Source organism: Cellulomonas sp. (assembly GCF_965229465.1).
Lineage (GTDB): Bacteria > Actinomycetota > Actinomycetes > Actinomycetales > Cellulomonadaceae > Cellulomonas.
The window spans coordinates 2,279,185-2,305,798 of the sequence record NZ_OZ245882.1 but is presented as its reverse complement, the minus strand read 5'-3'; the positions used below and the strand labels follow the sequence as shown (position 1 = coordinate 2,305,798).

At 74.0% G+C, this 26,614-nt stretch carries 24 protein-coding genes; 4 read left to right on the top strand and 20 right to left on the bottom strand.

All coding sequences use genetic code 11. The features are described 5' to 3' along the window. Positions 1 to 79: 79 nt before the first annotated feature. Positions 80 to 496 carry an MmcQ/YjbR family DNA-binding protein gene (locus ACO06A_RS11085; protein ID WP_421732246.1) on the top strand — a complete coding sequence of 139 codons (417 nt, stop codon included), beginning with the start codon at positions 80 to 82 and terminating at the stop codon, positions 494 to 496. A gap of 126 nt (positions 497 to 622) precedes the next feature. Here ACO06A_RS11085 and ACO06A_RS11080 read toward each other — a convergent pair whose 3' ends face one another. From ACO06A_RS11080 to ACO06A_RS11060, 5 genes are all read right to left on the bottom strand, one after another. Next, positions 623 to 1,363 carry a phosphoglyceromutase gene (locus ACO06A_RS11080; protein ID WP_421732245.1) on the bottom strand — a complete coding sequence of 247 codons (741 nt, stop codon included), beginning with the start codon at positions 1,361 to 1,363 and terminating at the stop codon, positions 623 to 625. 49 nt (positions 1,364 to 1,412) lie between these two features. Continuing rightward, positions 1,413 to 2,780 carry a glycosyltransferase gene (locus tag ACO06A_RS11075; protein ID WP_421732244.1) on the bottom strand — a complete coding sequence of 456 codons (1,368 nt, stop codon included), beginning with the start codon at positions 2,778 to 2,780 and terminating at the stop codon, positions 1,413 to 1,415. Positions 2,781 to 2,816: 36 nt separating this feature from the next. Further along, positions 2,817 to 3,203 carry a hypothetical protein gene (locus ACO06A_RS11070; RefSeq protein ID WP_421732242.1) on the bottom strand — a complete coding sequence of 129 codons (387 nt, stop codon included), beginning with the start codon at positions 3,201 to 3,203 and terminating at the stop codon, positions 2,817 to 2,819. A 92-nt stretch (positions 3,204 to 3,295) separates the two neighbouring features. Then, entirely contained in the window at positions 3,296 to 8,362 is a 5,067-nt protein-coding gene (locus tag ACO06A_RS11065) for a glycoside hydrolase family 3 N-terminal domain-containing protein (protein ID WP_421732240.1), read from the bottom strand. 157 nt (positions 8,363 to 8,519) lie between these two features. Continuing rightward, complete coding sequence (locus ACO06A_RS11060; RefSeq protein ID WP_421732239.1) at positions 8,520 to 9,554, bottom strand: lactonase family protein; 1,035 nt, start codon at positions 9,552 to 9,554, stop codon at positions 8,520 to 8,522. 180 nt (positions 9,555 to 9,734) lie between these two features. Here ACO06A_RS11060 and ACO06A_RS11055 point away from each other — a divergent pair, with 180 nt between their 5' ends. Then, complete coding sequence (locus tag ACO06A_RS11055) at positions 9,735 to 9,881, top strand: heme biosynthesis protein HemY (RefSeq protein ID WP_421732238.1); 147 nt, start codon at positions 9,735 to 9,737, stop codon at positions 9,879 to 9,881. Positions 9,882 to 9,998: 117 nt separating this feature from the next. On the opposite strand, the gene ACO06A_RS11050 is transcribed toward ACO06A_RS11055, so the two are convergent. Beyond that, positions 9,999 to 11,207 (bottom strand): ROK family protein, encoded by a 1,209-nt coding sequence (locus ACO06A_RS11050; protein ID WP_421732237.1) that lies wholly within the window; start codon positions 11,205 to 11,207, stop codon positions 9,999 to 10,001. A gap of 76 nt (positions 11,208 to 11,283) precedes the next feature. Between ACO06A_RS11050 and xylA the strand changes: the two genes are divergently transcribed. Together xylA and xylB are read left to right on the top strand one after the other, a co-directional pair. After that, the gene (xylA, locus tag ACO06A_RS11045) at positions 11,284 to 12,471 is read left to right on the top strand and encodes a xylose isomerase (protein ID WP_421732236.1); all 1,188 of its coding nucleotides are present in this window, start codon (positions 11,284 to 11,286) and stop codon (positions 12,469 to 12,471) included. 91 nt (positions 12,472 to 12,562) lie between these two features. After that, complete coding sequence (gene xylB, locus ACO06A_RS11040; RefSeq protein WP_421732235.1) at positions 12,563 to 13,966, top strand: xylulokinase; 1,404 nt, start codon at positions 12,563 to 12,565, stop codon at positions 13,964 to 13,966. A gap of 55 nt (positions 13,967 to 14,021) precedes the next feature. Here xylB and ACO06A_RS11035 read toward each other — a convergent pair whose 3' ends face one another. The 14 genes from ACO06A_RS11035 to folE form a co-directional block, all read right to left on the bottom strand. Next, positions 14,022 to 14,354 (bottom strand): histone-like nucleoid-structuring protein Lsr2, encoded by a 333-nt coding sequence (locus ACO06A_RS11035; protein WP_175348778.1) that lies wholly within the window; start codon positions 14,352 to 14,354, stop codon positions 14,022 to 14,024. A 67-nt stretch (positions 14,355 to 14,421) separates the two neighbouring features. Then, positions 14,422 to 14,610, bottom strand: a complete 189-nt coding sequence (locus ACO06A_RS11030) for a hypothetical protein (RefSeq protein ID WP_421732234.1) — start codon at positions 14,608 to 14,610, stop codon at positions 14,422 to 14,424. Further along, on the bottom strand, positions 14,607 to 16,127 hold the full coding sequence (lysS, locus tag ACO06A_RS11025; protein ID WP_421732233.1) for a lysine--tRNA ligase: 1,521 nt from the start codon (positions 16,125 to 16,127) through the stop codon (positions 14,607 to 14,609). The genes ACO06A_RS11030 and lysS overlap by 4 nt, the downstream gene beginning before the upstream one ends. A gap of 9 nt (positions 16,128 to 16,136) precedes the next feature. Then, complete coding sequence (gene nadC, locus ACO06A_RS11020; RefSeq protein WP_421732232.1) at positions 16,137 to 17,039, bottom strand: carboxylating nicotinate-nucleotide diphosphorylase; 903 nt, start codon at positions 17,037 to 17,039, stop codon at positions 16,137 to 16,139. Between the two features lie 3 nt (positions 17,040 to 17,042). Continuing rightward, positions 17,043 to 18,737, bottom strand: coding sequence for an L-aspartate oxidase (locus ACO06A_RS11015; RefSeq protein WP_421732231.1), 1,695 nt, complete (start codon positions 18,735 to 18,737; stop codon positions 17,043 to 17,045). Beyond that, the gene (gene panD, locus ACO06A_RS11010; RefSeq protein WP_421732230.1) at positions 18,734 to 19,186 is read right to left on the bottom strand and encodes an aspartate 1-decarboxylase; all 453 of its coding nucleotides are present in this window, start codon (positions 19,184 to 19,186) and stop codon (positions 18,734 to 18,736) included. The genes ACO06A_RS11015 and panD overlap by 4 nt, the downstream gene beginning before the upstream one ends. Further along, a complete protein-coding gene (gene panC, locus ACO06A_RS11005) occupies positions 19,183 to 20,088 on the bottom strand; it encodes a pantoate--beta-alanine ligase (RefSeq protein ID WP_421732229.1) in 906 nt (301 codons plus the stop codon). The genes panD and panC overlap by 4 nt, the downstream gene beginning before the upstream one ends. Next, positions 20,085 to 21,062, bottom strand: a complete 978-nt coding sequence (locus ACO06A_RS11000; RefSeq protein ID WP_421732228.1) for a Rossmann-like and DUF2520 domain-containing protein — start codon at positions 21,060 to 21,062, stop codon at positions 20,085 to 20,087. The genes panC and ACO06A_RS11000 overlap by 4 nt, the downstream gene beginning before the upstream one ends. Then, positions 21,059 to 22,702 carry a PH domain-containing protein gene (locus ACO06A_RS10995; RefSeq protein WP_421732226.1) on the bottom strand — a complete coding sequence of 548 codons (1,644 nt, stop codon included), beginning with the start codon at positions 22,700 to 22,702 and terminating at the stop codon, positions 21,059 to 21,061. Before ACO06A_RS10995 ends, ACO06A_RS11000 begins: the two co-directional genes overlap by 4 nt. Then, on the bottom strand, positions 22,699 to 23,220 hold the full coding sequence (locus ACO06A_RS10990; RefSeq protein ID WP_421732225.1) for a PH domain-containing protein: 522 nt from the start codon (positions 23,218 to 23,220) through the stop codon (positions 22,699 to 22,701). Before ACO06A_RS10990 ends, ACO06A_RS10995 begins: the two co-directional genes overlap by 4 nt. Positions 23,221 to 23,240: 20 nt before the next feature. After that, complete coding sequence (locus ACO06A_RS10985) at positions 23,241 to 23,732, bottom strand: DUF3180 domain-containing protein (RefSeq protein WP_421732224.1); 492 nt, start codon at positions 23,730 to 23,732, stop codon at positions 23,241 to 23,243. After that, positions 23,732 to 25,027, bottom strand: a complete 1,296-nt coding sequence (folK, locus tag ACO06A_RS10980; protein ID WP_421732223.1) for a 2-amino-4-hydroxy-6-hydroxymethyldihydropteridine diphosphokinase — start codon at positions 25,025 to 25,027, stop codon at positions 23,732 to 23,734. Before folK ends, ACO06A_RS10985 begins: the two co-directional genes overlap by 1 nt. Next, the gene (gene folP, locus ACO06A_RS10975) at positions 25,024 to 25,896 is read right to left on the bottom strand and encodes a dihydropteroate synthase (protein ID WP_421736052.1); all 873 of its coding nucleotides are present in this window, start codon (positions 25,894 to 25,896) and stop codon (positions 25,024 to 25,026) included. Before folP ends, folK begins: the two co-directional genes overlap by 4 nt. A gap of 101 nt (positions 25,897 to 25,997) precedes the next feature. Then, positions 25,998 to 26,612 carry a GTP cyclohydrolase I FolE gene (folE, locus tag ACO06A_RS10970; RefSeq protein ID WP_421736051.1) on the bottom strand — a complete coding sequence of 205 codons (615 nt, stop codon included), beginning with the start codon at positions 26,610 to 26,612 and terminating at the stop codon, positions 25,998 to 26,000. Positions 26,613 to 26,614: the final 2 nt, after the last annotated feature.

Genomic DNA, 26,614 nt, shown 5'->3' with positions numbered 1-26,614 from the left:
GAGAACGTCACTCTGACGTGCCGTTCTCGCGGGGAGCTGCCGTTCTCGCGTTGTGCACCAGATCGGTAGCGTGGCCCGCATGGCGGAGCGGGTGCTCGGGTGGGGTGACGACGACGTCGCCGTGGCGCGGCAGCGGCTCGGAGATGTCGTCGCCCAGCTGCCCGAGACCTCTGCCGAGGTCGACGTGTACGGCAACACCGGGTTCTTCACGCGCGGGAGCCGGTTCGCCTGGATCCTGCCCGACCACCACGCCGACGGCCGGCTCGCCCTGTGGTGCAAGACCGACCGGCACGAGCAGCAGGCGATCGTCGCACGGGACCCGGTGCGGTACTTCGTCGCGCCCTACATGGGCAGGTTCGGCTGGGTCGCCGCGCACCTCGACGCCGCGCACGACCCGGACTGGGACGCCCTCGCGGAACTGGTCGAGCAGGCCTGGCGCCGCTCGGCGACGAAGGCGGCTGTGGCGGCGTTCGACGCGTCCCGCCCCCGCCCCTGAGCGCAACGTCCGAGCAGGTGCAGGCCCTGGGCCTCATCTGCTCGGACGCAACGTCCACCTACGCAGCAACGTCCGAGCAGAGGTGGGTGCTGGCCCACTTCTGCTCGGACGTTGTGGTGTGCGGCGTCAGCGGCCCTGGTTGGCCACGGCCTTGATGGCCTCCGCGGCGGCCTCCGGGTCGAGGTAAGTGCCGCCCGGGTTGGTGGGCTTCAGCGTCTCCTCGTCGAGCGTGTAGAGCAGCGGGATGCCGGTGGGGATGTTGATGCCGGCGATCGTGCTGCTGTCCACGTCGTCCAGGTGCTTGACCAGGGCGCGGATCGAGTTGCCGTGGGCCGCGACGAGCACGGTCTTGCGGGCCTTCAGGTCCGGGACGATGTCCGACTCCCAGTACGGCAGCGCGCGGACGAGCACCTGCTCGAGCGCCTCGGCGCGCGGGATCGGCTCGCCGGCGTAGCGCGGGTCGGCGTCCTGGGAGAACTCCGAGCCCAGCTCGATGTCCGGCGGCGGGAAGTCGTAGGACCGGCGCCAGAGCATGAACTGCTCCTCGCCGTACTCCTCGAGCGTCTGCTTCTTGTCCTTGCCCTGGAGCGCGCCGTAGTGCCGCTCGTTCAGGCGCCAGGAGCGCTTGACGGGGATCCAGTGGCGGTCGGCGGCGTCGAGGGCCAGGTTGGCCGTGGTGATGGCCCGGCGCAGCAGCGACGTGTGCACGACGTCGGGCAGCACGCCCGCGTCGGTGAGCAGCGTCCCGCCCCGGACGGCCTCCGCGGTGCCCTTCTCGGACAGCGGCACGTCGACCCAGCCGGTGAACAGGTTCTTCGCATTCCACTCGCTCTCGCCGTGGCGGAGCAGCACGAGGGTGTAGGTCATAGACCCATCCTGCCGCAGGCCCCGAGAGCCGGCCTGGGACGTCCGACCCTCAGACGCGGGACGCCCGGACCTCGCCGGCCACCGAGTAGACCTTCAGCATCTGGTCCGCGGTGGTGTCCCAGCCGAACCGCTCGGCCACCCGTCGGGCACCGACCGCATACCGCGCGCGGTCCTCCGTGGACGACAGCACGTCCGAGATCACGTCGGCCCACACCGCCGGGTCGTGCCCGCGGACCAGCCGGCCGGACACGTCGTGGTCGACGATCGTGCGCAGTCCGCCGACGCACGCCGCGATGACCGGGACGCCGCTGGCCTGCGCCTCGGCGGCCACGAGCCCGAACGACTCGCTGCGCGACGGCATCGCGACCACGTCGGCCGCGTGGTACCAGCGCGCCAGGGTGTCGCGGTCGGCGGGCGGGTGCACGACGACGTCGTCGGCCACGCCCGTCATGGCCGCGAGCGCCTGGAGCTCCCGCACCGCGCTGGACCGACCGGAGGGCCCTCCGAGGATGACGAGCAGCGGGACCAGTCGTCCGGTCTCGCGCAGGACTCCCAGGGCGCTGACCAGCACGTCCGGGGCCTTCAGCGCCTGCACGCGCCCGGCGAACAGGACGATCTGACGGTCGGCCGGCAGGCCCAGGTCGCGCCGGGCCGACGCCTTGTCGCCGGGCACGAACCGGTCCAGGTCCACCCCGGGCTCGACCACGTGCACGCGGTCCGGGTCGGCGCCGTACAGCTCGACCAGCTCCTCGGCCTCGACCGGCGTGCTGGCCACCAGGGCGTCCGCCTCGGCCGCCAGCTGCTCCTCGCCGACCACCCGTGCGGTCGGCTCCGGGGTGTCGCCCGGTGCCAGCGAGGCGTTCTTCACGCGCGCGAGCGTGTGCGCGGTGTGCACCAGCGGCACCTCCCAGCGGTCCGCCGCGATCTGACCGACCTGCCCGGACAGCCAGTAGTGGGAGTGCACGACGTCGTACCAGCCGGGCGTGCGCGCGGCCTCCCAGCGCAGGACGCCGGCGGCCATGCCGCAGAGCACGCCGGGGAGGTCGTTCTTGTCCAGCTGCTCGAACGGACCGGCCGGCACGTGGTGCACGAGGATCGGCGGCGTCACGCCGGGGCCGACCTCGTCGGCGAGCAGGACGGTGCGGGCGGCGTCTCCGACGAGGGGACGCCCGAGCGCGTCGGCGCCGGGCAGCAGCACGGTCTCGGCCTGCTCCGAGGAGGTCGCGCGCGTGAAGATCTCGACGCGCGCGCCCCGGGCGGCCAGCGCGCGCGACAGCTCGAGCACGTAGACGTTCATCCCGCCCGCGTCGCCCGTGCCGGGCTGGTCGAGCGGCGACGTGTGCACCGAGAGCATGGCGACGCGCGGGTTGTGCTCGAGGGTCACGGGCGCTCCTGTCGGCGGACGGGTGTGCCCCATTCTCACGCACTCGACCGACGCCCGCGCGACCGCGGACTACGGGCGGGCGGTGACCTCTGCCGCGTGCGCGCCGGAGGAGCGACGTGAGCCGAGCTTGGAGCGCAGGGCGCTGAGCCCGCTCGGCGGCTTGTAGTCACCGCGGATGGGGAAGATGTTCCCGTCCGGGAGGAAGCCCCCGGCCGTCGACGGGTAGAAGGCGAGCTCCGGCCACAACGTGACGATCTCCTTGAGCCGGGCACCCCGCGCGAACGCGGCGGCCAGCTGCGGGTCGTTGCCCGTGTAGGTCAGCGTGAAGTCGTGGTCCTGCACGACGGTCTCACCGGTCGGCACCTCGCCGCGGCGGGCGGTCCAGCCCCACGGGCTCGGCGGTTCCTGGTGGTTCCGGTCCGGACCGACCCGATAGATGTCAAAGCCGTTGCGCATCGCGGGACCTCCTCGTTCGTCGTCGACGAGGAGGGATCGACAGGTTCCGCGGAGCGCTGAAGGACTTTGGTCCGTTGTCACCCTTTAGGGGATCACCTCACCACCAGAAGGTGCGGGGCGCCGATCCACGGCAGGTAGGTCGGGTCGCCGGCGTAGGTGACCAGCACAAGCGAGGTCCGGGTCCCCGTGGGGAGCGTCACGACCGCTTCGCCACGGGCGTCGAGGGTGGCCGAGCCCTTGCGGGAGCCGTTGACCCAGACGTCGACCGTGCCGGTGGGCGTGACACCGGCGACGCCGGCCACCTGGACGTGCACCTGCTTGGGGTCCGAGCGGCGCACGGTCCAGTCGGTGCCGTCGGTGCGGACCGTCGGCAGGGTCCGGGTCACGGTGAGCGTCGCGGCGGCGGACGTGGAACCAAGGACCGGCGGGTCGGCCGCCGGGGCGCCGCCGTAGACGGCGGTGACCCGGTGCCGGCCGGTGGTGACTGTGGCAGGCAGCTGCACCTTGGCGGTGCCGTCGGCCGCCAGCGGCACGGTGGCCACCGACGTCCCGTCGACGAGCACCTGCACGGACCCGGTCGGCGACCCGCCGGGAGCCGTGACGGCCACCCGGGCGGTGACCGCGTTCCCGAAGGCCACGAAGGACCGCGAGAGCGACAGGCGGGTGGTCGACGCGACGGGCGGGGCGGTCGAGACGCCGAGGACGTCGGCCAGGAGGTCGACCGCGCCGCTCGCCTCGCCGGACATGAGGGCATGCTCGGCGTCGGCCGTCGTGGCGGCGTCGTCCGGACCGGAGGCCTCCTGGGCGAGGTCGCGCACGAGCGAGACGACGATCCCCGCCGCGGTCGCGATGTCGCGGTCGGTACCGTTCAGCTCCTCCGCCGCGGCGAACAGCAGCCGGACCGCCTGCCCCGTGCGAGCCGGGTCGAGTGCCGACCCGTCCCAGATCGGCGCGTCGAGCACGGCCTGGACGGCGTCCTGCGCGTCGCCGGCGGGCAGGGTGGCGACCAGCGCGGTCAGCCGGTCGCGCTGCGCGTCCGTGCGCAGGCCCCAGCCGTACGGGTACAGCGGCGCGTAGACGTCGTCGCCGACGTTGACCGGGACCTGGTCGGCGGAGGCCGGCCAGCTCACCGGGAGGCGTCCGGTGAAGGGCTGCGTGCCGAACAGGACGTCCGCGACGCCCGCACCCTCGGTGCCGGGCAGCCACGACGCGACGAGCGCGTCGATCGCGCCGAGCTGGTCGGTGACCAGCTGGGGACGGCCCGCGACGACGAGCACGACGCACGGCAGCGCGCCGCAGACCGTGTCGATCGCGGTGCGGTCCGCCGCGCTCAGGCTCAGGGACTTGCCGTTGTTGCCGACGTCGCCCTGCCCCTCGGCGTAGGGCGTCTCGCCGACGACGACGACGCCCACCTGCGCGTCCCCGACCGGAGCGGAGGCGTCCTTCGAGTAGGTCACGGACGGGGCTGCCTCTCCCCGGACGCTCACGATCCCCTCGAGGATGGACGTGCCCGGCGTGATGTCGCCCGAGCCGCCCTGCCAGGAGATCGTCCAGCCGCCGGCCTGGTTGCCCAGGTCGTCCGCGTTGGAGCCGGCGACGTAGACCTTGGTGTCGGCGGCCAGGGGCAGCAGGTCGTCCGCGTTCTTGAGCAGCACCTGCGACTTCGCAGCCGCGTCGCGGGCCACCGCCCGGTGCGCAGCGGACCCGACGTCCCCGGCCAGCGACCGGTCGGCGAACGGGGCGTCGAACAGCCCGAGCGCGAACTTCTGGGTGAGGATCCGCCGGACGGCGTCGTCGACCCGCTCCTGCGACACGTCCCCGGAGCCCACCTTGGCGGTGATCGCGGTGATGAACGCGCCGAAGTTGTACGGCGCCATCGCCATGTCGAGGCCCGCGTTCACCGAGCGCGCGGCCTTGTCGGCATAGGTGCCGCCGGGCAGCTTGTCGATGCCCTCCCAGTCGCTGATGAGGAAGCCGTCGAAGCCGAGCTCGTCCTTGAGCAGGTCGGTGTTCAGCGCGCCGTACTCGTGCATGCGGATCGGGTCGGCGCCGGCGACCGAGACCGCGGAGTAGGACGGCATGATCGAGCCGACGCCGGCCTCGATGGCGGGCACGTACGGGTCGACGTACAGCCGTCGCAGCTGGTCGAGGCTGTCGACGTGGGTGATGCCCTGGTCGATCGGGTAGCCGGAACCGGCCAGTGCGGGGTCGTACGTGGTGCCGCCGTCGCCCACCCAGTGCTTCGCCGTGGCGAGCACCGTGTCGGGGCCGGAGAGGTCGGACGCGTCGTCACCCTGGAGCCCGACGATCGAGGCGCCCGCCATCGCGGTCACCAGCGCCGGGTCCTCACCGAACGACTCGTAGCTGCGCCCCCACCGCTCGTCGCGCGTCACGCACAGGCACGGGGAGAACGCCCACGGCACGCCCGTGGCGCGCACCTCCTGGGCGGTGGTCCGCTGGACCTCCTCCACCAGGTCCGCGTCGCGCGCGGCGCCCAGCCCGGAGTTGTGCGGGAAGATCGTCGCGCCCACCACGTTGTTGTGGCCGTGCACGGCGTCGACGCCGTAGATCAGCGGGATCTGCAACCGCGTGGACAGTGCCTGGCGCTGGAAGCCGTCGATCATGTCCGCCCAGCCGGTCGCCGTGTTCTGCGTCGGCACCGAGCCGCCGCCCGAGAGCACGGAGCCCAGGCCCAGGTCGCGGATCTGCGCGGGCGACTGGAGCCCCAGGCGCTCGGCCTGGGTCATCTGGCCGATCTTCTCGGCCAGCGTCATCCGACCCAGCAGGTCCTCCACCCGGTCCGCCGTGCTCGCGCCCGGGTCGAGGTAGGTGGCGCCCACCGCGTTGAGCACGACCGTCGGGCCGGTGCCGACGGCGGCCCCCGTGGCCGTCAGGTCGATAGCCAGCGTGCGGGCGTCGTCGACCGCGGCGGTCGCGTGGGTGACCACGTCGATCGTCTGCGTGGTGCCGGTGGCCGTGCCCGCGGGGAACGTGAGCGTGCCGGAGAACGCGTCGTAGTGCGTTCCCGCCACCGCGGTGCCGGCGCCGTTCGCGTAGTCGACCGTGACGTCCGCCGGGAGCGGCTGGCCGTCGGTCGTCGTGAGGACGACCGGCACGTGCGCGGTCTCGCCGGGGTCGACGAGGACGACGTCCTGGCTGGCCACCGTGGCCGTCGGTGCGGCGACGGCCGAGCCGTAGAGCTGCACGTCGTCGACGGCCCAGGAGACCGCGGTCGCGGTGCCCGGCACCATCGTCAGCGCGTAGCCCCACGCCGACGTGAGGTCGAGGGTGCCGTTGCGCGTCGCCGCGTCGCCGGGCTGGTAGCCACCGAGGGTGAACGCCGAGAACGGCAGGTCGACGATCTTCCAGCGGCTGCCGTCGCTGGACCAGTTGTCCTTGAACGTGGCGGCCCACAGCTCCGAGTGCTCGCCGTCCGGGCCACCGTCCTTGAGCTCGACCTTGATGTCGTCACCGGCCGTGGGGCTCGCGGGGCGCGTCGGCTGCGAGGCGTACCAGGCCAGCCGGATGCCACGGAACGAGCTCCAGTCCTGGCCGGCCGCGAGGTTCTGGCTGAAGCCGCCCCAGCCGCCCGAGGGGATGAGGTAGTCGCCGGAGAGCACGTGGTTGCCGGCGGGCACGCCGTCGCGCTCCTGCTCCGTGACGGCCAGGCTCACCAGGTCCGCGGCCGAGCCCCACGTGAAGATGCCGACCGTGGTGCCGGGCGCGGCCAGGGGCACGTCGCCCTCGGCGTCCTCGATCGTGCTGACGCGGTCGTACAGGCCGAGGTCGTCGAACGTCCACGCCCCCGCGCCCAGGTCGGTCAGCGTGACCGCGAAGCCGGTGCTCGCGGTCGGGTCGAACCGCGCGTCGGAGGCCGGGTTGCCCTTGAGCCGCAGCTGCGAGAACGCCACGTTGACCTGACGCCAGCCCGCGGCGTCGTCGGTGACGGACCGCTCGAACAGCTGGCCGTTGCTCTTGAGCTCGTACCGCAGCTGACCTCCGCCGCCGGTGCCCAGGAACCAGAACGTGAACCCGTCGTGCGCGGACCAGTCGGTGGCCGCGATGTCGTGCGTGAACCCGAACCAGTCGCCGGCCGCGGGAGTGCCGCCCACCGTCGCGATCAGGCCGTTGCCCCCCCGGTCCACCGGTCCCGTGGACAGCACCGGGGTGACCGGCGCGCTGATGCCCCAGGTGGTGTACCCGGCCGGGACGCCGGACTCGTAGTCGTCGAGCACCGTGACGCCGCCGACGTCGGGCAGGTCGCCGTGCGGCGTGATGGTGACGGTGCTCGTCGTGCGGCCGCCCAGGACCAGGCCCGCGGACGGCTCGGACAGGGTGAGCTCGACCGTGCGGACCTGGCCGAGGGGGCCGTGGTCGACGGTCGGCACCGTGACGCTCGTCTCCGTGGTGCCGGCCGGGAAGGTGAGCGTCTGGTCGACCGCGGTGTAGTCGGTGCCGGCCACGCCGGTGCCGCCGGTGGACCGCACCCGCACGGTGGTGTCCGTGGCCGCCGGGATCGCGAGGATCACCGGGACGACCGCGTCGGTGCCGGCCGGGACGGTGGTGCCGGGGCCGGCGAAGGCCGCGGCCACCTGCGTCGGCGTCCCGTAGACCTCGAGGGAGAACAGCGAGTAGCCGTACCAGTGCAGCCGCGCCGGGTCCCACGTGAAGCTGGTGCGCTGGTTCATCTGCACGCGCACGTACCGGGCGTCGGTGGCCGCGAACGTCAGGTCGTCGGTGCCGCCGTCGCCCGCCGCCTCGGTGTGCACCGCCGTCCAGGACGCCGGGTCGTCCGGCGCGGTCGTCGCCACCTGGACCTCGTACCCGGCGGCGAACGCGGCCTCCCACGCCAGGACGACGTGGTCGACGGACGCCGCCGCGCCCAGGTCGACCTGCACCCAGGCGGTGTACGGGACGTCCTCGTCCGGGCCGTTGCCGCTGGCCCAGCGGGTGGCCGGGTTGCCGTCGATCGCGGCGTCCGGCGGGAAGGTGCCGTCGCCGTCCGACTGGAACACCGACGCGGTCGCCGAGCCGGTCCGCGCCAGGTCACCCGGCGCCGCGGCCGCGGGCGACGCGAGCCCGACGAGCGCCAGCGGGACGACCAGCGCCAGGGCGGCGAGGCTCGCGGGGACGGGGTTCAGGCGGTCGGCACGACGCACGGTCACTCCCTCGTGACATGGCCGCGCTCCGTTGCACAGCCACTTGCGTCCGCGTCCGGTCAGGGCGTCATTGCCCCGCCGTCACGGGCGGCTGCTGCCAGACAACCACAAGCACTTACTGGGCAGTAAGTGGAGAAGATCACGATTCGATAACGGGCTATTCGGAGGTTTCCGGCAGCACGCAGGACGGAGCCGGCAGGGGCAGCGTGGCCACCACGGAGCCGTCGGCCGCGAGCGTGGCGAGACCGCCGGACGCCTGCTCCGCGACGACCGTCCAGCCGTCGACGACCGCGAGGTGCCGCGGCCACGCCCCCGGCAGAGGGTCGTCCGCCACCGGCTCGAGCAGGCCGTCCGCGCGCATCGCGAAGCGCGCCAGCACGTCCGCCGTCCGCACCCCGACCAGCAGCCGGTCGCCGTCCCGGACCACGTGCGAGGGCAGTCGGCGCTCCGCCGCGGGCACCGTCGTGGCCGGCAGGGTCTGCACGAGACTCCCCCGGCCCGACTCCCACGCGAGCACCCGCACCGTCACGTCCAGCTCGCCGACCACGTAGGCGAACCGGCCGTCGGCGCTGAACGTCAGGTGCCGCGGCCCGGTGCCGGCGGGGAGAGCGGCCGCGATGCCGTCCTCGACCAGGTGGCCGTCGACGCGGCGGTACCGGCGGATCTGGTCGGTGCCCAGGTCCACCACCAGCACGAACGCGCCGCTCGGGTCGAGGGCGACGAAGTGCGCGTGCGGCGACTCCTGCCGGCCCTCGTCGGGACCCGAGCCGGTGTGCCCGAACACCTGGTCCGGACCGAGCGCGCTGAACCCGCCGTCCGCGTCGAGCGGCAGCACGCCGAGCGTGCCGGAGGTGTAGTTGGCCACGAACAGGGTGCGGCCGTCCGCGTCGAGCAGCAGGTGGCACGGGTCAGCGCCCCCGGACGGGACCGTGGCGCGGTGGACGAGGGCGTCGCCGACGACGTCGAACGCGCTGACCGTGCCGTCCGCGTGCTCGTTCGCGGCGTACAGGACTGTCCCGCGCAGGGCGAGGAAGCTGGGCGAGGGCGTCTCGACGACCTGACGCGCATCGCTCAGCGCACCCGTGGCGCGGTCGAGGTCAACCCGCCAGATCCCCTCCCCGAGCCCGACGGGCGTGCCCGCACCGGCGGCGGGATAGGTGCCGATCCACAGGGGTCTCTGCTGCGCGCTCACGGTCAGGGAGCCTACGTCGCGGGACGTCCGAGCAAACGGGCGCCAGGGCGACCAGATGCTCGGACGCCAGCGGTTCTCGACCGGGACGTCCGAGGAAGCGAGCGCCAGGACGAGCAGATGCTCGGACGTTGCGGCTCTACAGTCGGACCAGCACGTCCGAACCCGACCGAGGTGGTGGCCATGACCGACGCCGACTCGCCCTACCGAGTGCTCCCCGAGCGGATCCGGCTCGAGGACACCATCGCCATGGTGGAGACCGTGGCAGCGCCCGACCCGACGATGGGCCGCGACACCGAGACGGAGTTCATGCTCCGCAACGCCGGCTGACCGGCAACGTCCGCACATTCACGCGTCCGGGCGGCCGGATGTGCGGACGCTGGCGAACGCACCCGGCGACGTCCGCACTCCGTCGGGTTCCACGCAGCACGAGTGCGGACGCTGCGATCAGGTCTGGGCGCGCAGCCACTCCGCCGGGTCCGCCAGCACGCGGGCCAGGGACGCCAGCGCACCGCCGGTCATCGCCGGGTACTGGCCGGCGCGGGCAGGCGAGACGGCCAGCGGGGACCAGGGCGCGAAGATCACGAGCTCGTCGAGCCGGGCCGACACCTCGTCGTGCACGTGGTCGAACAGCTGGCCGAAGGTGCCGCCGAGCACCACCTCACCGACGTCGACCACGTTGGCCACGGACGCGAGCGCGACGCCGAGCGCCCGGGCGGCCTGCGCGACGGCGGCCGTGGCCCGCGGCTCGCCCGCCGTCAGCGCGTCCAGGAGGGCATCCAGCCGGGCGGTGGACGGCAGGCCCGCCGCACGCAGCATCGCGTCCTGGCCGGCCAGCGCCTCCAGGCTGCCGTCGGAGGCCCGCGGACCGCGGAACGCGTCGATGACGATGTGCCCGATCTCGCCGCTCCAGCCGTGCCGGCCGGGGAAGATCTCGCCGTCGAGCACGATCGCGCCACCGATGCCGACCTCCCCGGAGACGTACGCGAAGCTCGGCGACCCCCGCCGGGCGTGGGCCTCGGCGCGCGCCGCCAGGTTGGCCTCGTTGGCCACCCGGGGCGGGAACGCGGCCAGCGCGGGATGGGCAGAGACGACCCCGACGACGTCGACGTCGCGCCAGCCGAGGTTGGGGGCGATGCGCAGCGGGCCGGTGACGCGGTCGACCAGACCGGGGAGCGCCAGGGCGGTGCCGGCGACGCGCACGCCCCGGGACCGCAGGTCCTCGATCACGGGTTCGGCGAGGGCGGCAAGCCGGTCCAGCACCTGCGCGGCGTCGACCCCCCGCAGGTCGTCGAGCTCCACGTGCTCGGCCAGCACGTCACCGGCCAGGTCGAGCGCGCGGACGCCCAGGTAGTCGACGTTGACCTCCATGCCGACGCCGGCGACGGTCCCCCGCGCGGGCGCGAGCGGCACGGCAGGGCGGCCCGCACGCTGGGTCTGGGTGGGGTCGAGCTCGCGCACCAGACGCGCCTCGATGAGGTGGTCGACGAGCCCCGAGACCGTGGCGCGTGCCAGGTCCTCCGACGCGGCGAGCTGGGCCCGGGACAGCGGCTCCGCGGCATCGACGATCCCCCGCAGGACGACGCCGAGGTTCTGGTCCCGCATCTGCGCCTGGCGGGCCACGCGCGACGGGTCGCGGGGCTCGGGCGTCGGCATGGCTTGACCCTACCGGCTGGAAGGGATAAATTCATCCGGCAAACTAAATTCGTTCATCTCGATGAGGAGACGTGTGATGGCACCGCAGCCCACCCGTGCAGACAAGTTCTCGTTCGGCCTCTGGACGGTCGGGTGGAACGCCCAGGACCAGTTCGGATCCGCCAGCCGCCCGTGGCTGGACCCCGTGGAGTCGGTCCACAAGCTGGCCGAGCTGGGCGCCGCGCACGTGACGTTCCACGACGACGACGTGGTGCCGTTCGGCTCCGACGCCGCCGAGCGCGACCGCATCCTGACCCGCTTCAAGGGCGCCCTGGACGAGACCGGCATCACGGTCGAGATGGTCACCACCAACACGTTCAGCCACCCGATCTTCAAGGACGGCGCGTTCACCTCCAACGACCGCCGCGTCCGCCGTTACGGCCTGCGCAAGGTGGTCCGCAACGTCGACCTCGCCGCCGAGCTGGGCGCCGACACGTTCGTCATGTGGGGCGGCCGTGAGGGTGCGGAGTACGACTCCGCCAAGGACCTCAACGCCGCGCACGACCGCTACGCCGAGGGCATCGACACCGTCGCCGCGTACATCAAGGAGAAGGGCTACGGGCTGCGCATCGCCATCGAGCCCAAGCCGAACGAGCCCCGCGGCGACATCCTGCTCCCCACGGTCGGGCACGCGCTGGCGCTCATCGCCAAGCTCGAGCACGGCGACATCGTCGGCCTCAACCCGGAGACCGGCCACGAGCAGATGGCCGGCCTGAACTACACCTCGGGCATCGCGCAGGCGCTGTGGGCGGAGAAGCTCTTCCACATCGACCTCAACGGCCAGCGGTCCATCAAGTACGACCAGGACCTGGTGTTCGGCCACGGCGACCTGTTCTCCGCGTTCGCCACGGTGGACCTGGTCGAGAACGGCTTCCCGTCCGGCGGCCCCCGCTACGACGGCCCGCGCCACTTCGACTACAAGCCGTCGCGCACGGAGGACATGAAGGGCGTCTGGGACTCGGCCGCCGCGAACATGTCCACCTACCTGCTGCTCAAGGAGCGCGCGCAGGCGTTCCGGGCCGACCCCGAGGTGCAGGCCGCGCTCGAGGAGGCCGGTGTGCTCGAGCTCTCGCAGCCGACGCTGGCCGAGGGCGAGACCCTGTCCGACCTCCTGAACGACCCGTCCGCCTACGAGGAGCTCGACGTCGACGCGGTGGCCGCCCGCGGCTTCGGCTTCGTCCGCCTCAACCAGCTGGCTCTCGAGCACGCCATCGGCGCCCGCTGACCTGTCCCGTCCCGTTTCCTGCGACGTCCGCACTCCGTCGGGTTCCCACCCGCAGGAGTGCGGACGTCGCGGGTTCACCTGGAGGTAGCTCATGGCTCTCGTGGCCGGCATCGACTCGTCGACGCAGTCCTGCAAGGTCGTCGTGCGCGACGCGGAGACCGGCGCGCTCGTGCGCACCGGACGGGCGTCGCACCCCGACGGCACCGAGGTCGCACCCTGGTACTGGTGGGACGCCCTCCAGTCCGCGATCGTCAGCGCGGGGGGTCTCGACGACGTCGAGGCGATCTCCGTCGGCGGTCAGCAGCACGGCATGGTCGCCCTCGACGCCGACGGCGAGGTGGTCCGCGACGCGCTCCTGTGGAACGACACGCGCTCGGCGCCCGCCGCCCTGGACCTCATCGAGGAGCTGGGCGGACCGCAGGCGTGGGCCGACGCCATCGGCTCGGTGCCGGTCGCGTCGCTGACCGTGACCAAGCTGCGCTGGCTGCGCGACGCCGAGCCGGCCAACGCCGCTCGCGTCGCCGCCGTCGCGCTCCCCCACGACTGGCTGACCTGGCGCCTGGCCGGCGCACCGGGGCTCGACGCCCTGGTCACCGACCGCTCGGACGCGTCCGGGACCGGATACTGGTCCCCCGCCACCGAGGACTACCGCCACGACCTGCTCGAGCTGGCGCTGGGCCACGACGCACTCGTCCCGCGCGTGCTCGGCCCGTCGCAGGCCGGTCCCCGGTCCACCGGCGGCGCCATCCTCGGCCCGGGTGCCGGCGACAACGCCGCCGCCGCACTGGCGCTGGGGCTCCTGCCGGGTGACGTCGCCGTGTCCATCGGCACCTCGGGCGTCGTCTCCGCGATCGCGTCCGCCGCGACCGCCGACGGCTCCGGCCTGGTGACCGGCTTCGCCGACGCCACGGGTGCCTTCCTGCCGCTCGCGTGCACCCTGAACGCGTCGCGCGTGCTCGACGCGGCCGCCCGGATGCTCGGCGTCGACCACGCCGGCCTGTCCGCGCTGGCCCTGTCCGCACCGGCCGGCGCCGACGGGCTCGTGCTCGTGCCCTACCTGGAGGGCGAGCGCACCCCGAACAAGCCCGACGCCACAGGAGCCCTGCACGGCCTGCGCCTGGCCAACACCACCCCGGCGCACCTGGCGCGCGCGGCCGTCGAGGGCATGCTCTGCGCGCTCGCCGACGGCGTGGACGCCCTGCGCGCCCAGGGCGTCGCGGTGGAGCGGCTGTTCCTGATCGGCGGTGGCGCGCAGTCCGCCGCCGTGCGCGAGATCGCCCCGTCGGTGCTCGGCCTCGACGTGCGCGTCCCGACGCCCGGCGAGTACGTGGCCGACGGTGCCGCGCGCCAGGCCGCGTGGGTGCTCTCCGGCGCCTCGACCCCGCCGGCGTGGAGCTCCGCCTCGGAGTCCACCACGTACCGCGGCGAGCCCGTGCCGCGGGTGCGCGAGCAGTACGCCGCGGTGCGCGAGCTCACCGGGACGCGTCCCGCCTGAGCGTGGACATGACGAGAGCCCGGCATCGGGGGATGCCGGGCTCTCGTCGCGTCGGTCAGTGGGCTGCGTCGTACGCGGCCTTGACCTCCGCGGAGATGCGGCCGCGCTCGGACACGTGGTGCCCGTGCTCCTTGGCCCACTCGCGGATCGCCTGCGCGTCGCCCGAGGACGAACGACGCCCGCGCGCGGGCGTCGACTTCGAGGCGGAGCGACCGCCGACCTTCCGTGCGTGCCCGACCCACTGAGCAAATGCGTCACGCAGGTCGCTCGCGTGACCTGTGGTCAGGTCGATCTCATACGTGACGCCGTCGAGCCCGAACGTCACGGTCTCGTCTGCAGCTCCGCCGTCGATGTCATCGACCAGCAGGACCTGAACCTTCTGCGCCATTGCTTGCTCCATCTGACAGATGCGGGGAATGCTGTCGTTCTCACTATCGCATCGGCGCATTAAGGCGTCAAACGGTCGGCGGCGATTCCTTCTTGATGGCGGCCAATTCTGCGTCCCGTTCGGCGGCATCCATTCTGGCGATTGCCTGCCGTTCCGTGCGGTCCGCATTGACCAGTGCGCGGATGGCGAACCAGAACAACAGACCGACGCCGATGGACGGCAGGAGCGCCGCCAGGGCGGTGAGCAGCGGGTTCATGAGCTCAGCGGCTTCACCAGCGGGAACAGGATCGTCTCCCGAATACCCAGACCGGTGAGCGCCATGAGCAACCTGTCGATCCCGAGCCCGATCCCGCCGGCCGGTGGCAACGCGTACTCCACCGCCATGAGAAAGTCCTCATCCACGCGCATGGCCTCGTCGTCGCCCGCCGCCGCCAGCAACGCCTGGGCCTCGAAGCGCTTCCGCTGGATCACCGGGTCGACGAGCTCCGAATAGCCGGTCGCCAGCTCGAACCCGCGCACATACAGGTCCCACTTCTCGACAACGCCGGTGATGCTGCGGTGATCGCGCACCAACGGGCTCGTCTCCACGGGGAAATCACGCACGAATGTGGGCGTAAACAGGTGGTCGCCCACCTGGTGCTCCCACAGCTGCTCCACCAGCTTTCCGTGGCTGAGGCGCTTCGGGTCGGTCTCGATGCCGAGCTTGTCGGCGTACGCCTGGAGCACGTCCAGCCCGGTCTGCGGCGTGATCAGCTCGCCCAGCGACTCCGACAGCGACCCGTACATGGTCAGCTCGGCCCACTCGCCACCGAGCTCGTACTCCTCGCCGTCGGGCATCACGACCACGGTGGTGCCCAGCACGTCCCGCGCCGCGGTCTGCACCAGGTCCCGCGTCAGGGCCGCCATCGTGTCGTAATCGCCGTAGGACTCGTACGCCTCGAGCATGGCGAACTCCGGCGAGTGCGTGGAGTCCGCGCCCTCGTTGCGGAAGTTCCGGTTGATCTCGAACACGCGCTCGATGCCCCCGACGAGCGCGCGCTTGAGGAACAGCTCGGGCGCGATCCGCATGTACAGGTCGATGTCGAACGCGTTCATGTGCGTGATGAACGGCCGGGCGGTCGCGCCGCCGGGCTGCGTCTGGAGCATCGGCGTCTCGATCTCGATGAAGTCGCGCCGGTGGAAGTTGTCGCGCAGCGACCGCATCAGCGCCGGGCGCTGGCGGGCGGTCTGCCGGGCGGCCGGGCGCACGATCAGGTCGACGTACCGCTGCCGGACACGAGCCTCCTCGGACAGCTCGGCGCCCTCGAAGAGGTTGGGCAGCGGTCGCAGCGACTTCGCCGCCAGCTGCCAGGCGTCGGCGAGCACCGACAGCTCCCCGCGCCGCGAGCTGATCACGCGCCCGTGCACGAACAGGTGGTCGCCCAGGTCGATGTCCGTCTTGAACGCCGCCAGACGCTCCTCGCCGACGGCCGCCAGGCTGAACATGGCCTGGAGCCGGTTGCCCTCGCCGTCCTGGAGCGTGGCGAAGCAGAGCTTCCCGCCGATCCGCACGAACACCACGCGACCGGCGACGCCGACCTCGTCGTCCGTCTCCTGCCCGGGCTCGAGCTCCGGGTGCTCGGCGCGCACCTGCGCGATCGTGTGGGTGCGCGGCACCCCGACCGGGTACGCCTCGACGCCCGCCGCGAGCAGCCGGTCCCGCTTCTCGCGTCGCACCCGGATCTGCTCGGGGGCGTCGTCGGGGGCAGGGGTGCTCTGGGGCGTCTCGCTCACCGGGCGATCTTACCGGCGGGTCGAGGTCGTCCCCGGCTCCAGGTCGAGAGCCAGGTCGAGGATCGGCGACGAGTGCGTGAGCCCGCCCACCGACAGGTAGTCGACCCCCGTCGACGCCACCTCCCGGGCGCGGTCGAGCGTGAGGTTGCCGGTGGCCTCCAGCTCGACGCGCCCCGTCGACAGCTCCCCCCCGCGCACCGCGGCCACGACCTCCGCCAGCAGCTGCGTGGGCATGTTGTCGAGCAGCAGGAACCGCGCGCCGGCGGCCACCGCCTCGAGGGCCTGCGCCAGCGTGTCCGCCTCCACCTGGATGGTCACGTCCGGGAACCGCGCGCGCACGGCCTCGACCGCGGCGGCCACCGACCCCGCGGCGACCACGTGGTTGTCCTTGACCATCGCCACGTCGTACAGCCCCATGCGCTTGTTGGTGCCGCCGCCGCAGCGCACCGCGTACTTCTCCAGCGCGCGCAGCCCGGGGGTCGTCTTGCGGGTGTCGAGCACCTGGGCGCCCGTGCCGTCCAGGGCGTCGGCCCAGCGCCGGGTGTGGGTGGCGACGCCGGACGCCCGCGAGGCGAGGTTGAGCATCGTGCGCTCAGCGACGAGGAGCACCTGCACCCGACCGGTCAGCACTGCGAGCACGTCACCACGGGCCACCCCGGTGCCGTCCGGGACGCGCTGGTCCACCGTCGGCACCGGCAGTCCGAGCCGGGCGGCGACCTGTCCGAGAACCTCGGGGACCACCACCAGACCGGCGACGACGCCGTCCTGACGGGCCACGAGGTCCGCGACACCGACGGTCTCCGGCCGGATCGTCGACTGCGTCGTGACGTCGCGGCCGGGAGCGGGGCCGAGGTCCTCGTCGAGCGCGACCGCCACGGTGCGGGCGATCCAGGCGGGGTCGAGGGGGATCATGCGTCAGCCGATCTGCGCGCGTCGGGAGACCAGGGTGCCGTCGGCGTCGAGCGACAGCTCCAGCCGGACCTGCCAGGCCTTCTCGGTGTCGGGGAAGTCGCTGCGTGCGTGCCCGCCGCGGCTCTCCTCGCGCTCCAGCGCGGCGTCGGTCAGCACGGTCGCCACCTGGTGCACGTTCGTCGTCTCCCACTCGGCCACCTGCGGCACGGCGAGCAGGCGGCCCTCGTCGGTGCGGCGGTGGGCGTCGGTGGGGACGCTGGCGAGCAGGTCCGCTGCACGCCGGAGCCCGTCGCCCGACCGCAGGGGTCCGGGCCCGTCCGACGCGATCCGCTGCACCCGCGCACGGGACGCCGCCGCGACCAGGGCCTCGTCGCCGGGGCGCGGCACGGGGGTGAGCGCGGGCAGCGCGCCCAGGTGCACCTGCTCGGCGATGTGCCGGGCGGCGCGGGTGGCGAACACCAGGCCCTCGAGCAGGGAGTTCGACGCGAGGCGGTTGGCGCCGTGCACGCCGGTGCAGGCCACCTCGCCGACCGCGTACAGGCCGGGCAGGCTGGTCCGTCCGACCAGGTCGGTGACGACCCCGCCGGAGTGGTAGTGCTGCGCGGGCGCCACCGGGACCAGGTCCGTGGTCATGTCGATGCCGTGCTCGAGCAGGCGCTCGTTGATCGTCGGGAACCGGGCGCGCAGGAAGTCTGCGCCGAGGTGCCGCGCGTCCAGCCACACGTGGTCGGAGCCGGTCTCCTTCATCCGCCGGACGATCGCGTGCGCGACGACGTCCCGGGGTGCCAGCTCGGCCATCGGGTGCACGTCGGGCATGAACCGCACGCCGTCGGTGTCCAGCAGCAGCGCACCCTCGCCGCGCACCGCCTCGGAGACCAGCGTCAGCTGCCCCTTCACGCCCGAGCCGAGCCAGAGCACGGTCGGGTGGAACTGCACGAACTCGACGTCGCCCAGCGTGGCGCCGGCCCGCAGCGCGGCGGCGATGCCGTCGCCGGTGGCCTGCGAGGGGTTGGTGGAGGAGCGGTACACCTGGCCGATGCCGCCGGTGGCCAGCACGACCGCGCGGCCCAGGGCGGCGCCGACGCCGTCGCGCTGCCCCTCACCGATCACGTGCAGCGTCACGCCGCACGCGTGCCCGGGGGTGCCGTCCGGTCCGGGCGGACCCGTCAGCACGTCGAGCACGAGCGCGTGCTCGATGACCTCGATGCCCGGGTCCTCGCGCACCGCCTCGATCTGCGCGACGAGCGCGCGGGAGATCTCCGCCCCCGTGGCGTCACCGCCGGCGTGCGCGATCCGGTCGGCGTGGTGCCCGCCCTCGCGGGTGAGCGAGATGCTGCCGTCCGAGGCGGTGTCGAACACCGCACCGCGCTTCACGAGCTCGCGGACGCGCGCGGGACCCTCGGTGACCAGCACCTCCACCGCGCGCGGGTCGCAGAGGCCCGCACCGGCGACGAGGGTGTCCTGGAGGTGCGCGGAGGGCGAGTCCGACGGGTCCAGCGCAGCCGCGATCCCGCCCTGCGCCCACACCGTGGACCCCGACGCGAGGATGTCCTTGGTGACCAGCAGCACCCGGGGCACGCGGGTGCGCAGCTCGAGCGCGGCGGTCAGTCCGGCGATGCCGGAGCCGACGACGACCGCGTCGGCCTCCACCGTCCAGCCGGGTTCGGGCGCAGCGAGGCGGGTGGCGAGGCGGGTCACCGCCCGACCATCGCACGTCCCTGCGCGAACGGCACACCGCTCGGTGCCAGCCCGGCCCAGCCGTCCGGGACCTGGCCGGGGTCGTCCCCCACCTCGGCGATCCGGTTCTGCGCGTCCACGAGCACGACGTGGGGCTCGTAGGTGCGGGCTTCGGCGTCGGACAGCTGCCCGTAGGCGATGAGGATGACGACGTCCCCGGGGTGCACCAGGTGGGCCGCCGCGCCGTTGACGCAGACCTGCCCGGAGCCCGGCTGGCCCGCGATCGCGTAGGTGGTCAGTCGCGCGCCGTTGGTGACGTCCACGACGTCCACCTGCTGGCCGGGCAGCACGTCCGCCGCCGCGAGCAGGTCCGCGTCCACCGTGATCGAGCCGACGTAGTGCAGGTCCGCCTGCGTGACGGTGGCGCGGTGGATCTTGCCGGTCATCATCGTGCGCACCAGCGAGCTCACGCGCGCACCTCCACGAGGGCGTTGTCGATGAGCCGGGTCGTCCCGACCGTCGCCGCGACGAGCAGCAGGGCCTCGCCGACGAAGTCCGCGGGCACCTCGGCGAAGGTCACCGGGTCGACGAGCGCGACGTAGTCGACCTCGGTCTCCTCCAGCGCCAGCCGCGCACCGGACCGGATCTCCTCCGCCGTGCCTCGGGCGTGCAGCGCGCGGGACAGCCCGAGGGCGCGGCGGCGCTCGTCGTCGCTGAGGTAGGCGTTGCGGCTGGACAGGGCGATGCCGTCCTCGTCGCGCACGATCGGCGCGCCGACCACCGTCACCGGCACGTCGAGGTCCCGGACCATCCGACGCACGGCCGCCAGCTGCTGGGCGTCCTTGGCGCCGAACAGCGCGACCTCCGGGCGGGTCAGGTGCATCAGCTTGAGCACCACCGTGAGCACGCCGTCGAGGTGACCCGGCCGGCTGACGCCCTCCAGCACGTCCCCGATCGACCCCGCGCTCACCCGCACGATCGGGTCGCCGTCCGGGTACACGACCTCCGGTCCGGGGGCGAAGACGATGTCGTCGGGGCCGAGCAGGCCGGGCCCGGACAGCAGCGCGAGGTCACGGTGCAGGTCACGGGGGTACCGGGAGAGGTCCTCCGACGGCGAGAACTGGAGCGGGTTGACGAAGATCGTCACGACGACGGCGTCGGCCAGCTCCTGCGCACGGGCGACCAGCGACAGGTGGCCGGCGTGCAGTGCGCCCATGGTCATGACGACCGCCCGGCGGTAGGGCCGTGCGGTGTGCGCGGTGCCGGCCTGTCCCTCGGTGCGGGGCACGGCCTGCACGTCCTGGACGGCGAGCGCCGCCGCCAGCTCCTCGCGCGTGTGCACGAGCGTCGGCGTGGTGGTCTGCGTGGTCATTCGTCCTCCTGCGGGTCCGGCCCGTCGTCCACCTGCAACGTCCCGACGTCCTCGTTGATGCCGTCCAGCAGCTCCTGTGCCGCGGCCGCCGAGATCAGGCCGGCCGCGAGCGCCCGACCGGTCGCCGAGCGCGCCAGGGCACGGTATCCCGCGACGACGTCGACCGCCCCCGTGGCCGCGGCGAACGCGGTCAGGGCAGAACCGTGCTCGCGGACCGTCCCCGAGTCCCCGCGCCGGACCGGCCCGGTCAGGGCGCTGATCGCGCCGGGTCCGTCGGTCGACTCCGCGCGCAGCGCGCCGTCCAGCGCGGCCTCGAGCAGCGGGGTGAGCATGCGGCCCGGGTCCGCGACGCCCGCCGCGGCCAGGGCCTGCGCGGCCTGCGCGACGAGCACCACGAGATGGTTCGCGCCGTGCGCGAGCGCCGCGTGGTAGAGCCCGCGGGCGTCCTCGGCGAGCACCACCGGCTCACCGCCGATCTCCACGACGAGCGCCTGGCCGATCGGCAGCACCGGGCCGGGTGCGGTGACCGCGAACGAGCACCCGACCAGCCGGGAGAGGTCCAGGGACGTGCCCGTGAAGGTCATCGCCGGGTGCAGCGCGAGCGGGATCACGCCGGCCGCGCGCGCGGGGGCGAGCACGTCCACGCCGTACCGCCCGGACGTGTGCACGACGATCTGGCCCACCTGCCACGCGCCCAGGTCCGCCAGCCCGCGCACCAGGTCCGCGAGCGCGTCGTCGGGGACCGTGAGGAGCACCAGCTCCGCGCGCCGGACGACCTCGGGGATGTCGAGCACCGGGACGCCGGGCAGCAGCACGGCCGCCCGCTCCCGCGACGCCTCGGAGATCGCGGAGACCGCCACCACCGGGTGACCCGCGGCCCGCAGCGCGCTGCCCAGCACCGCGCCCACCCGACCCGTGCCGATGACTCCGACCCCCAGCCGGCCCGGGCGGTCGGCCGGGTCCGGTGGGGTCACGCGTCCGCTCCCGTGCGCGGCGGGACTACTGGCTCGTCGCGGGACGCCGCCGGCTCCGGGGGGGCGGTCGCCGGCTCCGGGTCCGGGTCCGCGGGTGTCGGCGCACCGACCGCGCGCATCCACTGCTCCGGCGTGGCGGACGCGCGAGCGGTCCGCGCGCGCTCGGCCTGCTCGTCGAGCAGGGCTGCCGCGACGCCCGCGTCGAGGTGCTGGACGCGAGGGGCGACGGGACCGGGGGTGGAGTGCAGGACGAAGGACGCGAGCCCGAGGCGCCGCTGGAGCGGGCCCTGCGCCAGCCCGAGGGACTGGGTGCGCTCGTGCGGCACCACGTCGACGCTGCGCCAGATCCGGCCGGACCGCGTGACCAGCGCCCGGTCGGTCACGCGCACGCCGTGCCGACGCCAGCCGACGGGGTCCACCCAGCGCGCGCGACGCGGCGCCGCCGTGAACCCGCCGTCGGTGTCCTTGCCGGTCAGGGCGGCCTCGACCAGCGCCGCGGGATCGTCGACCCCGAGGTCCGGCAGCACCAGCCAGAGCGCGGTCATCGCCTCGTCGCGGGTGGCCACCGGGTGCAGGACGGTGTCCCGCTGCTGCTGGTCGCTCTGGCCGTAGCCCGCCACGTTGATCTCGACGCGCCACCAGTCGGGCCCGCGCCACAGCGGACCCTGCCGCAGCCGGATGGCCTGCACGCGTCCGGGCGGCACGGTCTGGGCGCGGGACTCGGTCAGACCGTGCCGCAGCCGGATGCCGTCGGGCGAGATCGCGGCACGGAAGTTGGCGCCCTGGTTGATCCGGCTCCACACGAACGTGACGGCACCGAACAGGGGCGCGACGAGCACGAACGCTGCGCTGATGTCCCGCGACGCGATGCTCACCGTGATCGCGGCCGCCACGATCAGCAGCAGGGTCGGCACCGTGCCCGACCGCAGCGTGGACTTCACGAGCCGGCCCATCGGCAGCTCGTACACCTGGCGCTCGGGGGCGACCTCGAACGCCAGGGGTGCCGCGGGCGCCCCTGGCGTGCCCGTCGTGCCCTCCGGCGTCGCGACGGCGGCCGCCGCGACGGTGCCCGGGCGCTGGAGCCCGGCGGCCAGCGCGAGCAGCTCGGCGCGCAGGGCCTCCGCCTCGGACTCGCGCAGGAACGCGAGCGACACCGCGGACCCGCTGCCGCCGGCCACCTCGAGCTTGAGCTCGGCCAGGCCGACCAGCCGGGCGAGCAGCGGCTGCACCACGTCGACCGCCTGGAGCCGGTCGAGCCGTGCCTGGCGCTGCTGCCGGAACAGGATCCCCGTGCGCAGGTGGACGGCCTCGTCGGTGACCGCGAACCTGGTCACGCGCCACGCGACCGCGGAGTACCCGAAGCCGATCAGACCGATCAGCAGGATGCCGCCCAGGAGCGCCAGGAACGCCGTGCCGTGCATCAGGTCGATCGCCTGGCGCAGGTTCTCGCCCACCTGGAACCAGCCGATGGCCAGCACCGCGACCAGGACCTTCCAGCCCTTGAGCGCCGGCGTGACCGGGTGCATGCGGCGCCACCCGGTGACGTACTCGTCGCTCTCGACCTCGACGTCCGGTGTCCGGGGCGTGCCAGGTGCGTCGGGTGTGCCGGGTGTGCCGGGCGTGCCGGGTGAGGTGGTCACAGCCCCGCCAGCCGCGCCTCGCCGCGGGAGGCCATCCGGTCGCGCAGGCGCGCGGCCTCGTGCGGCGGCAGCCCGTCGATCGACGCGCTGGTGGCCGGCGACGCGGTGTGCAGCTGCACGGAGGCGATGCCGAACCTGCGCGCGAGGGGCCCCGCGTTGACGTCCACGTACTGCATGCGCCCGTACGGCACCACGACGAGCGAGCGGAACATGATGCCGCGGCGCACCAGCAGGTCGTCCGCGCGCTCCGCGTACGCCATCGCGTTCACCTGGCGCGGCACCAGCCACGCGATCCAGAGCCCGAGCAGCGCGATCACGGCGGGGAACACCCACAGCCAGGCCTCACCGACGAGCACCGCCATCAGGACGAGCAGCGCGAGGACCGGGGTCAGCACGATCGCCGTGACGGTCAGCCGCGCACCGACCAGGCGTCGCGACACCGGGGTCCACGTGACGTCGGCGGGGTCGAACGGCTCGCGCGTGCTGCGAGGATCAGCCGGGACGGCGTCGGAGGTCATGGGGCCATCCTTCCACCTGGTCAGGTGGCGCTCGGGTCCGTGGCGGGATGCTCGCGCGCCGCCTCGGCGCCCTCCTCGGGCGGGGGCACCCGGCAGAACCACTCGACGACGAGCCCCACCGCCGCGAGCACGATCGCTCCGCCCGTCGCGACCCCGGCCGCGACGGCGCGGCCACCGTTGCCCGGCACGCCCAGGTCGCCGACCAGCGTCAGCACCTGCCCGCCGTACCAGCCGGCCAGGAGCGCGCCCGTGTAGCACGACGCCTTGGCCAGCACGGCCGTCCGGGCGGCCCGGATGGGGTCCAGCGTCGGCCGCTTGCCGCGCAGGAACTGCCGCACGGCCCAGCCCATGGAGAACACCACCGCGGCGATGAGCACCTCCACGGCGACCACGAGCCCCGGCACCGACGGCAGCATCCCGCCGCGCCCGGCGACAGCGCGCAGCACGATCCACGTGACCGCGGACCCCGTCGCGGCGATCAGCAGGAGGGTCTGCCAGCGGGTGCGGTGCATCACGCGTCCAGGACCCCCGGGCCCGGGAGGGGGGCGCGCGGGCCGGCCGGCACGGCGGCGGTGTCGCTGCCCACGGCGGGGATCGGCGCGGTCAGCCAGTCCAGCGCCAGCCAGCGCACCCCGTCACGGTCCGGTGCGGTCGCGGCCAGCGCCCCCACCGGTCCGCCGCCCAGACCCGGCAGCACCGCGTGCGGGGCCACCTGCGCCCACGGCTGCAGCACGAACGCGCGCTCGTGCGCCCGCGGGTGCGGCAGCTCGAGGTCGTCGGTCACGGCCAGCACCGAGCCGTACAGCACGATGTCGATGTCCAGGGTGCGCGGACCCCAGCGCTCCTGCCGCTCGCGTCCGTGCGCCTGCTCGATCGCCTGTGTCGCCCGCAGCAGCTCGCGTGGCGCCAGCGTCGTGGTGCCCAGGACGACGGCGTTGAGGTAGTCGGCCTGCTCGGGGCCGCCCACCGCCGAGGTGCGCGCCAGGGCCGAGACCTCGACCACCTCGACGCCCGGCGTGCCGGCCAGGTCGCTCACGGCCTCGCGCAGGGTCTCCTGCGCGGGCCCGAGGTTCGCGCCGAGCGCGAGGACGATCTCCACCGGGCCGTCGGGGGCCCGGTCGAGCGCGTCCGTGACGATCTCGCCGTCGACCACGGCGCCGCCTGCGGGCACGGTCTCGAGCTCCGTCGAGGGGGTGTCCGGGCCCTCGACCGACAGCCCGCCGGGTGCGGGGGCGACGGACTCCCCCCATGCGCCGGCGGAGAGCGCGGCCGGCGCCACCGTCGGGGCACCGGGGCCGGGGGTGACCGGGAACGACGCGGTGGCCGTCGGCACCGGACGGGAGGCGGGCTCCGCCGCCGTCGGGCGCGGGACGTACGGCTCGGCGGCCGGGAGCTTGGTGCGGTCGCGGTGGATGGCGACGACCACGTCCCCGAACGGCACCTCGATGGGCGCGTTGGGCTTGTGCACGGCGACGTCGACGGCCTGCACGACGCCGGACGCCAGGACCGTGGCCGCGATGCGCTCGGCCACCGTCTCGATCAGGTCGACCGGCTCCCCCGACAGCACCGCCGCCACCTGCTGCGCCAGCGCGCCGTAGTCCAGCGTGTGCGCGAGGTCGTCGCGCGCCGCGGCGCGCCGCGTGTCCAGGTGCACGACGACGTCCGCGACGAACGTCTGCCCCTCGCGCCGCTCGTGCTCGAACACGCCGTGGTACCCGAGGGCCGTGATGCCCGTCAGCCTGATCTGGTCGAGCCGGCGCCCGCTGGCGTCCAGCGCGTCCGGTCGGCTCTCGTCGTTCGTGGTCACCGCGTGCTCCCTCCGGTTCTCGCGTCCTCGTCGACGGCAAGCTCGTCGTCATCAACGGGGCCCGCACCCGCACCCGTCGCACCTTGCCACGCCGCCGCCACCCGCACGGCGTCGGCCGAGCCTGCCACCTCGTGCACCCGCACGCACCAGGCTCCCGCGGCCGCGGCCAGCGCGGTCACCGCCGCCGTGGCACGGTCTCGCGCGAGCGGCGGTGCCGGCTCCGCGTCGGGGCCCGCCAGCAGGTGCCCGAGGAAGCGCTTGCGGCTCGCGCCCACCAGCACCGGGAAGCCGTCGGCCACCAGCTCGGGCAGCCGCGCCAGCAGCGGCCAGTTGCTGGCGCCCGCCTTCGCGAAGCCCAGACCGGGGTCGAGCACCACCTGGTCGTCGTGCACCCCTGCGGCACGCAGCGCGTCCACGCGGGCGGCCAGCTCGCGGCGCACGTCCGTCACCACGTCGTCGTAGTCGTCGTGGTCGTCCATCACGTCCGCGTGGCCGCGCCAGTGCATGGCGACGTACACGACCCCCGCCGCGGCCACCACGGAGTACATGTCGTCGTCGGCCAGCCCGCCCGAGACGTCGTTGACCACGACGGCGCCGCGCTGGACGGCCGCCCGGGCGACCACCGCTCGGGTGGTGTCGACGCTCACGGTCGCGCCCCGGTCCACCAGCTCCTCGACCACCGGCAGCACCCGGGCCAGCTCGTCCTCGACGGCCACCCGGCGCGACCCCGGCCGGGTCGACTCGCCGCCGACGTCCAGCAGGTCCGCGCCCTGCTCGAGCAGCTCCAGACCGTGCGCCACCGCGGCGCCCGGCGTGAACCACCGGCCGCCGTCGGAGAAGGAGTCCGGGGTGACGTTGACGACGCCCATCACGAGGGTCCGTCCGAGGTCGTGCAACCGGGCCGGCAGCGGTGCCGGACGGGCGGAGGAACCTGGGCCTGTCACGGGGTGAGCCTAGGGTCTGCCGGGTGTCAGCGGCCGAGCACGAGGCTCATGGCCTCCGCGCGGGTGGCGACGTCGCGCATCTGCCCGCGCACCGCCGAGGTCACGGTGCGCGACCCGGGCTTGCGGACGCCGCGCATCGACATGCACAGGTGCTCGCACTCGACCACGACCAGCACTCCGCGCGGCTTGAGCTCCTCGACGAGCGCGTCGGCGATCTGCGAGGTGAGCCGCTCCTGCACCTGCGGACGCCGCGCGTACACGTCGACCAGCCGGGCGAGCTTGCTCAGTCCGGTGATGCGGCCGTCCGTGCCGGGGATGTAGCCGACGTGCGCGACACCGTGGAACGGCACGAGGTGGTGCTCGCAGGTGGAGTACACCTCGATGTCCTTGACCAGCACCATCTCCTCGTGACCGATGTCGAAGGTGGTGGTCAGCACGTCGCCGGGCTCCTGGTACAGACCCGCGAAGATCTCCCGGTACGCCCGTGCCACCCGCGCCGGCGTCTCCCGCAGGCCCTCGCGGTCGGGGTTCTCCCCCACCGCGAGGAGCAGCTCGCGGATGGCCGCCTCGACCCGGTCCTGGTCGTACTCGCCGACAGCCTTGCCGGTGAACGTCACCGGGCCGATGTCGGACGCCTGCATCT

Coding starts and splice junctions, on each gene's coding strand:
- ACO06A_RS11085 (WP_421732246.1), top strand. CDS start 80: ATGGCGGAGCGGGTGCTCGGGTGGGGTGACGACGACGTCGCCGTGGCG.
- ACO06A_RS11080 (WP_421732245.1), bottom strand. CDS start 1,363: ATGACCTACACCCTCGTGCTGCTCCGCCACGGCGAGAGCGAGTGGAAT.
- ACO06A_RS11075 (WP_421732244.1), bottom strand. CDS start 2,780: ATGGGGCACACCCGTCCGCCGACAGGAGCGCCCGTGACCCTCGAGCAC.
- ACO06A_RS11070 (WP_421732242.1), bottom strand. CDS start 3,203: ATGCGCAACGGCTTTGACATCTATCGGGTCGGTCCGGACCGGAACCAC.
- ACO06A_RS11055 (WP_421732238.1), top strand. CDS start 9,735: ATGACCGACGCCGACTCGCCCTACCGAGTGCTCCCCGAGCGGATCCGG.
- ACO06A_RS11050 (WP_421732237.1), bottom strand. CDS start 11,207: ATGCCGACGCCCGAGCCCCGCGACCCGTCGCGCGTGGCCCGCCAGGCG.
- xylA (WP_421732236.1), top strand. CDS start 11,284: ATGGCACCGCAGCCCACCCGTGCAGACAAGTTCTCGTTCGGCCTCTGG.
- xylB (WP_421732235.1), top strand. CDS start 12,563: ATGGCTCTCGTGGCCGGCATCGACTCGTCGACGCAGTCCTGCAAGGTC.
- ACO06A_RS11035 (WP_175348778.1), bottom strand. CDS start 14,354: ATGGCGCAGAAGGTTCAGGTCCTGCTGGTCGATGACATCGACGGCGGA.
- ACO06A_RS11030 (WP_421732234.1), bottom strand. CDS start 14,610: ATGAACCCGCTGCTCACCGCCCTGGCGGCGCTCCTGCCGTCCATCGGC.
- nadC (WP_421732232.1), bottom strand. CDS start 17,039: ATGATCCCCCTCGACCCCGCCTGGATCGCCCGCACCGTGGCGGTCGCG.
- panC (WP_421732229.1), bottom strand. CDS start 20,088: ATGACCACGCAGACCACCACGCCGACGCTCGTGCACACGCGCGAGGAG.
- ACO06A_RS10990 (WP_421732225.1), bottom strand. CDS start 23,220: ATGACCTCCGACGCCGTCCCGGCTGATCCTCGCAGCACGCGCGAGCCG.
- ACO06A_RS10985 (WP_421732224.1), bottom strand. CDS start 23,732: ATGCACCGCACCCGCTGGCAGACCCTCCTGCTGATCGCCGCGACGGGG.
- folP (WP_421736052.1), bottom strand. CDS start 25,896: ATGGGCGTCGTCAACGTCACCCCGGACTCCTTCTCCGACGGCGGCCGG.
- folE (WP_421736051.1), bottom strand. CDS start 26,612: ATGCAGGCGTCCGACATCGGCCCGGTGACGTTCACCGGCAAGGCTGTC.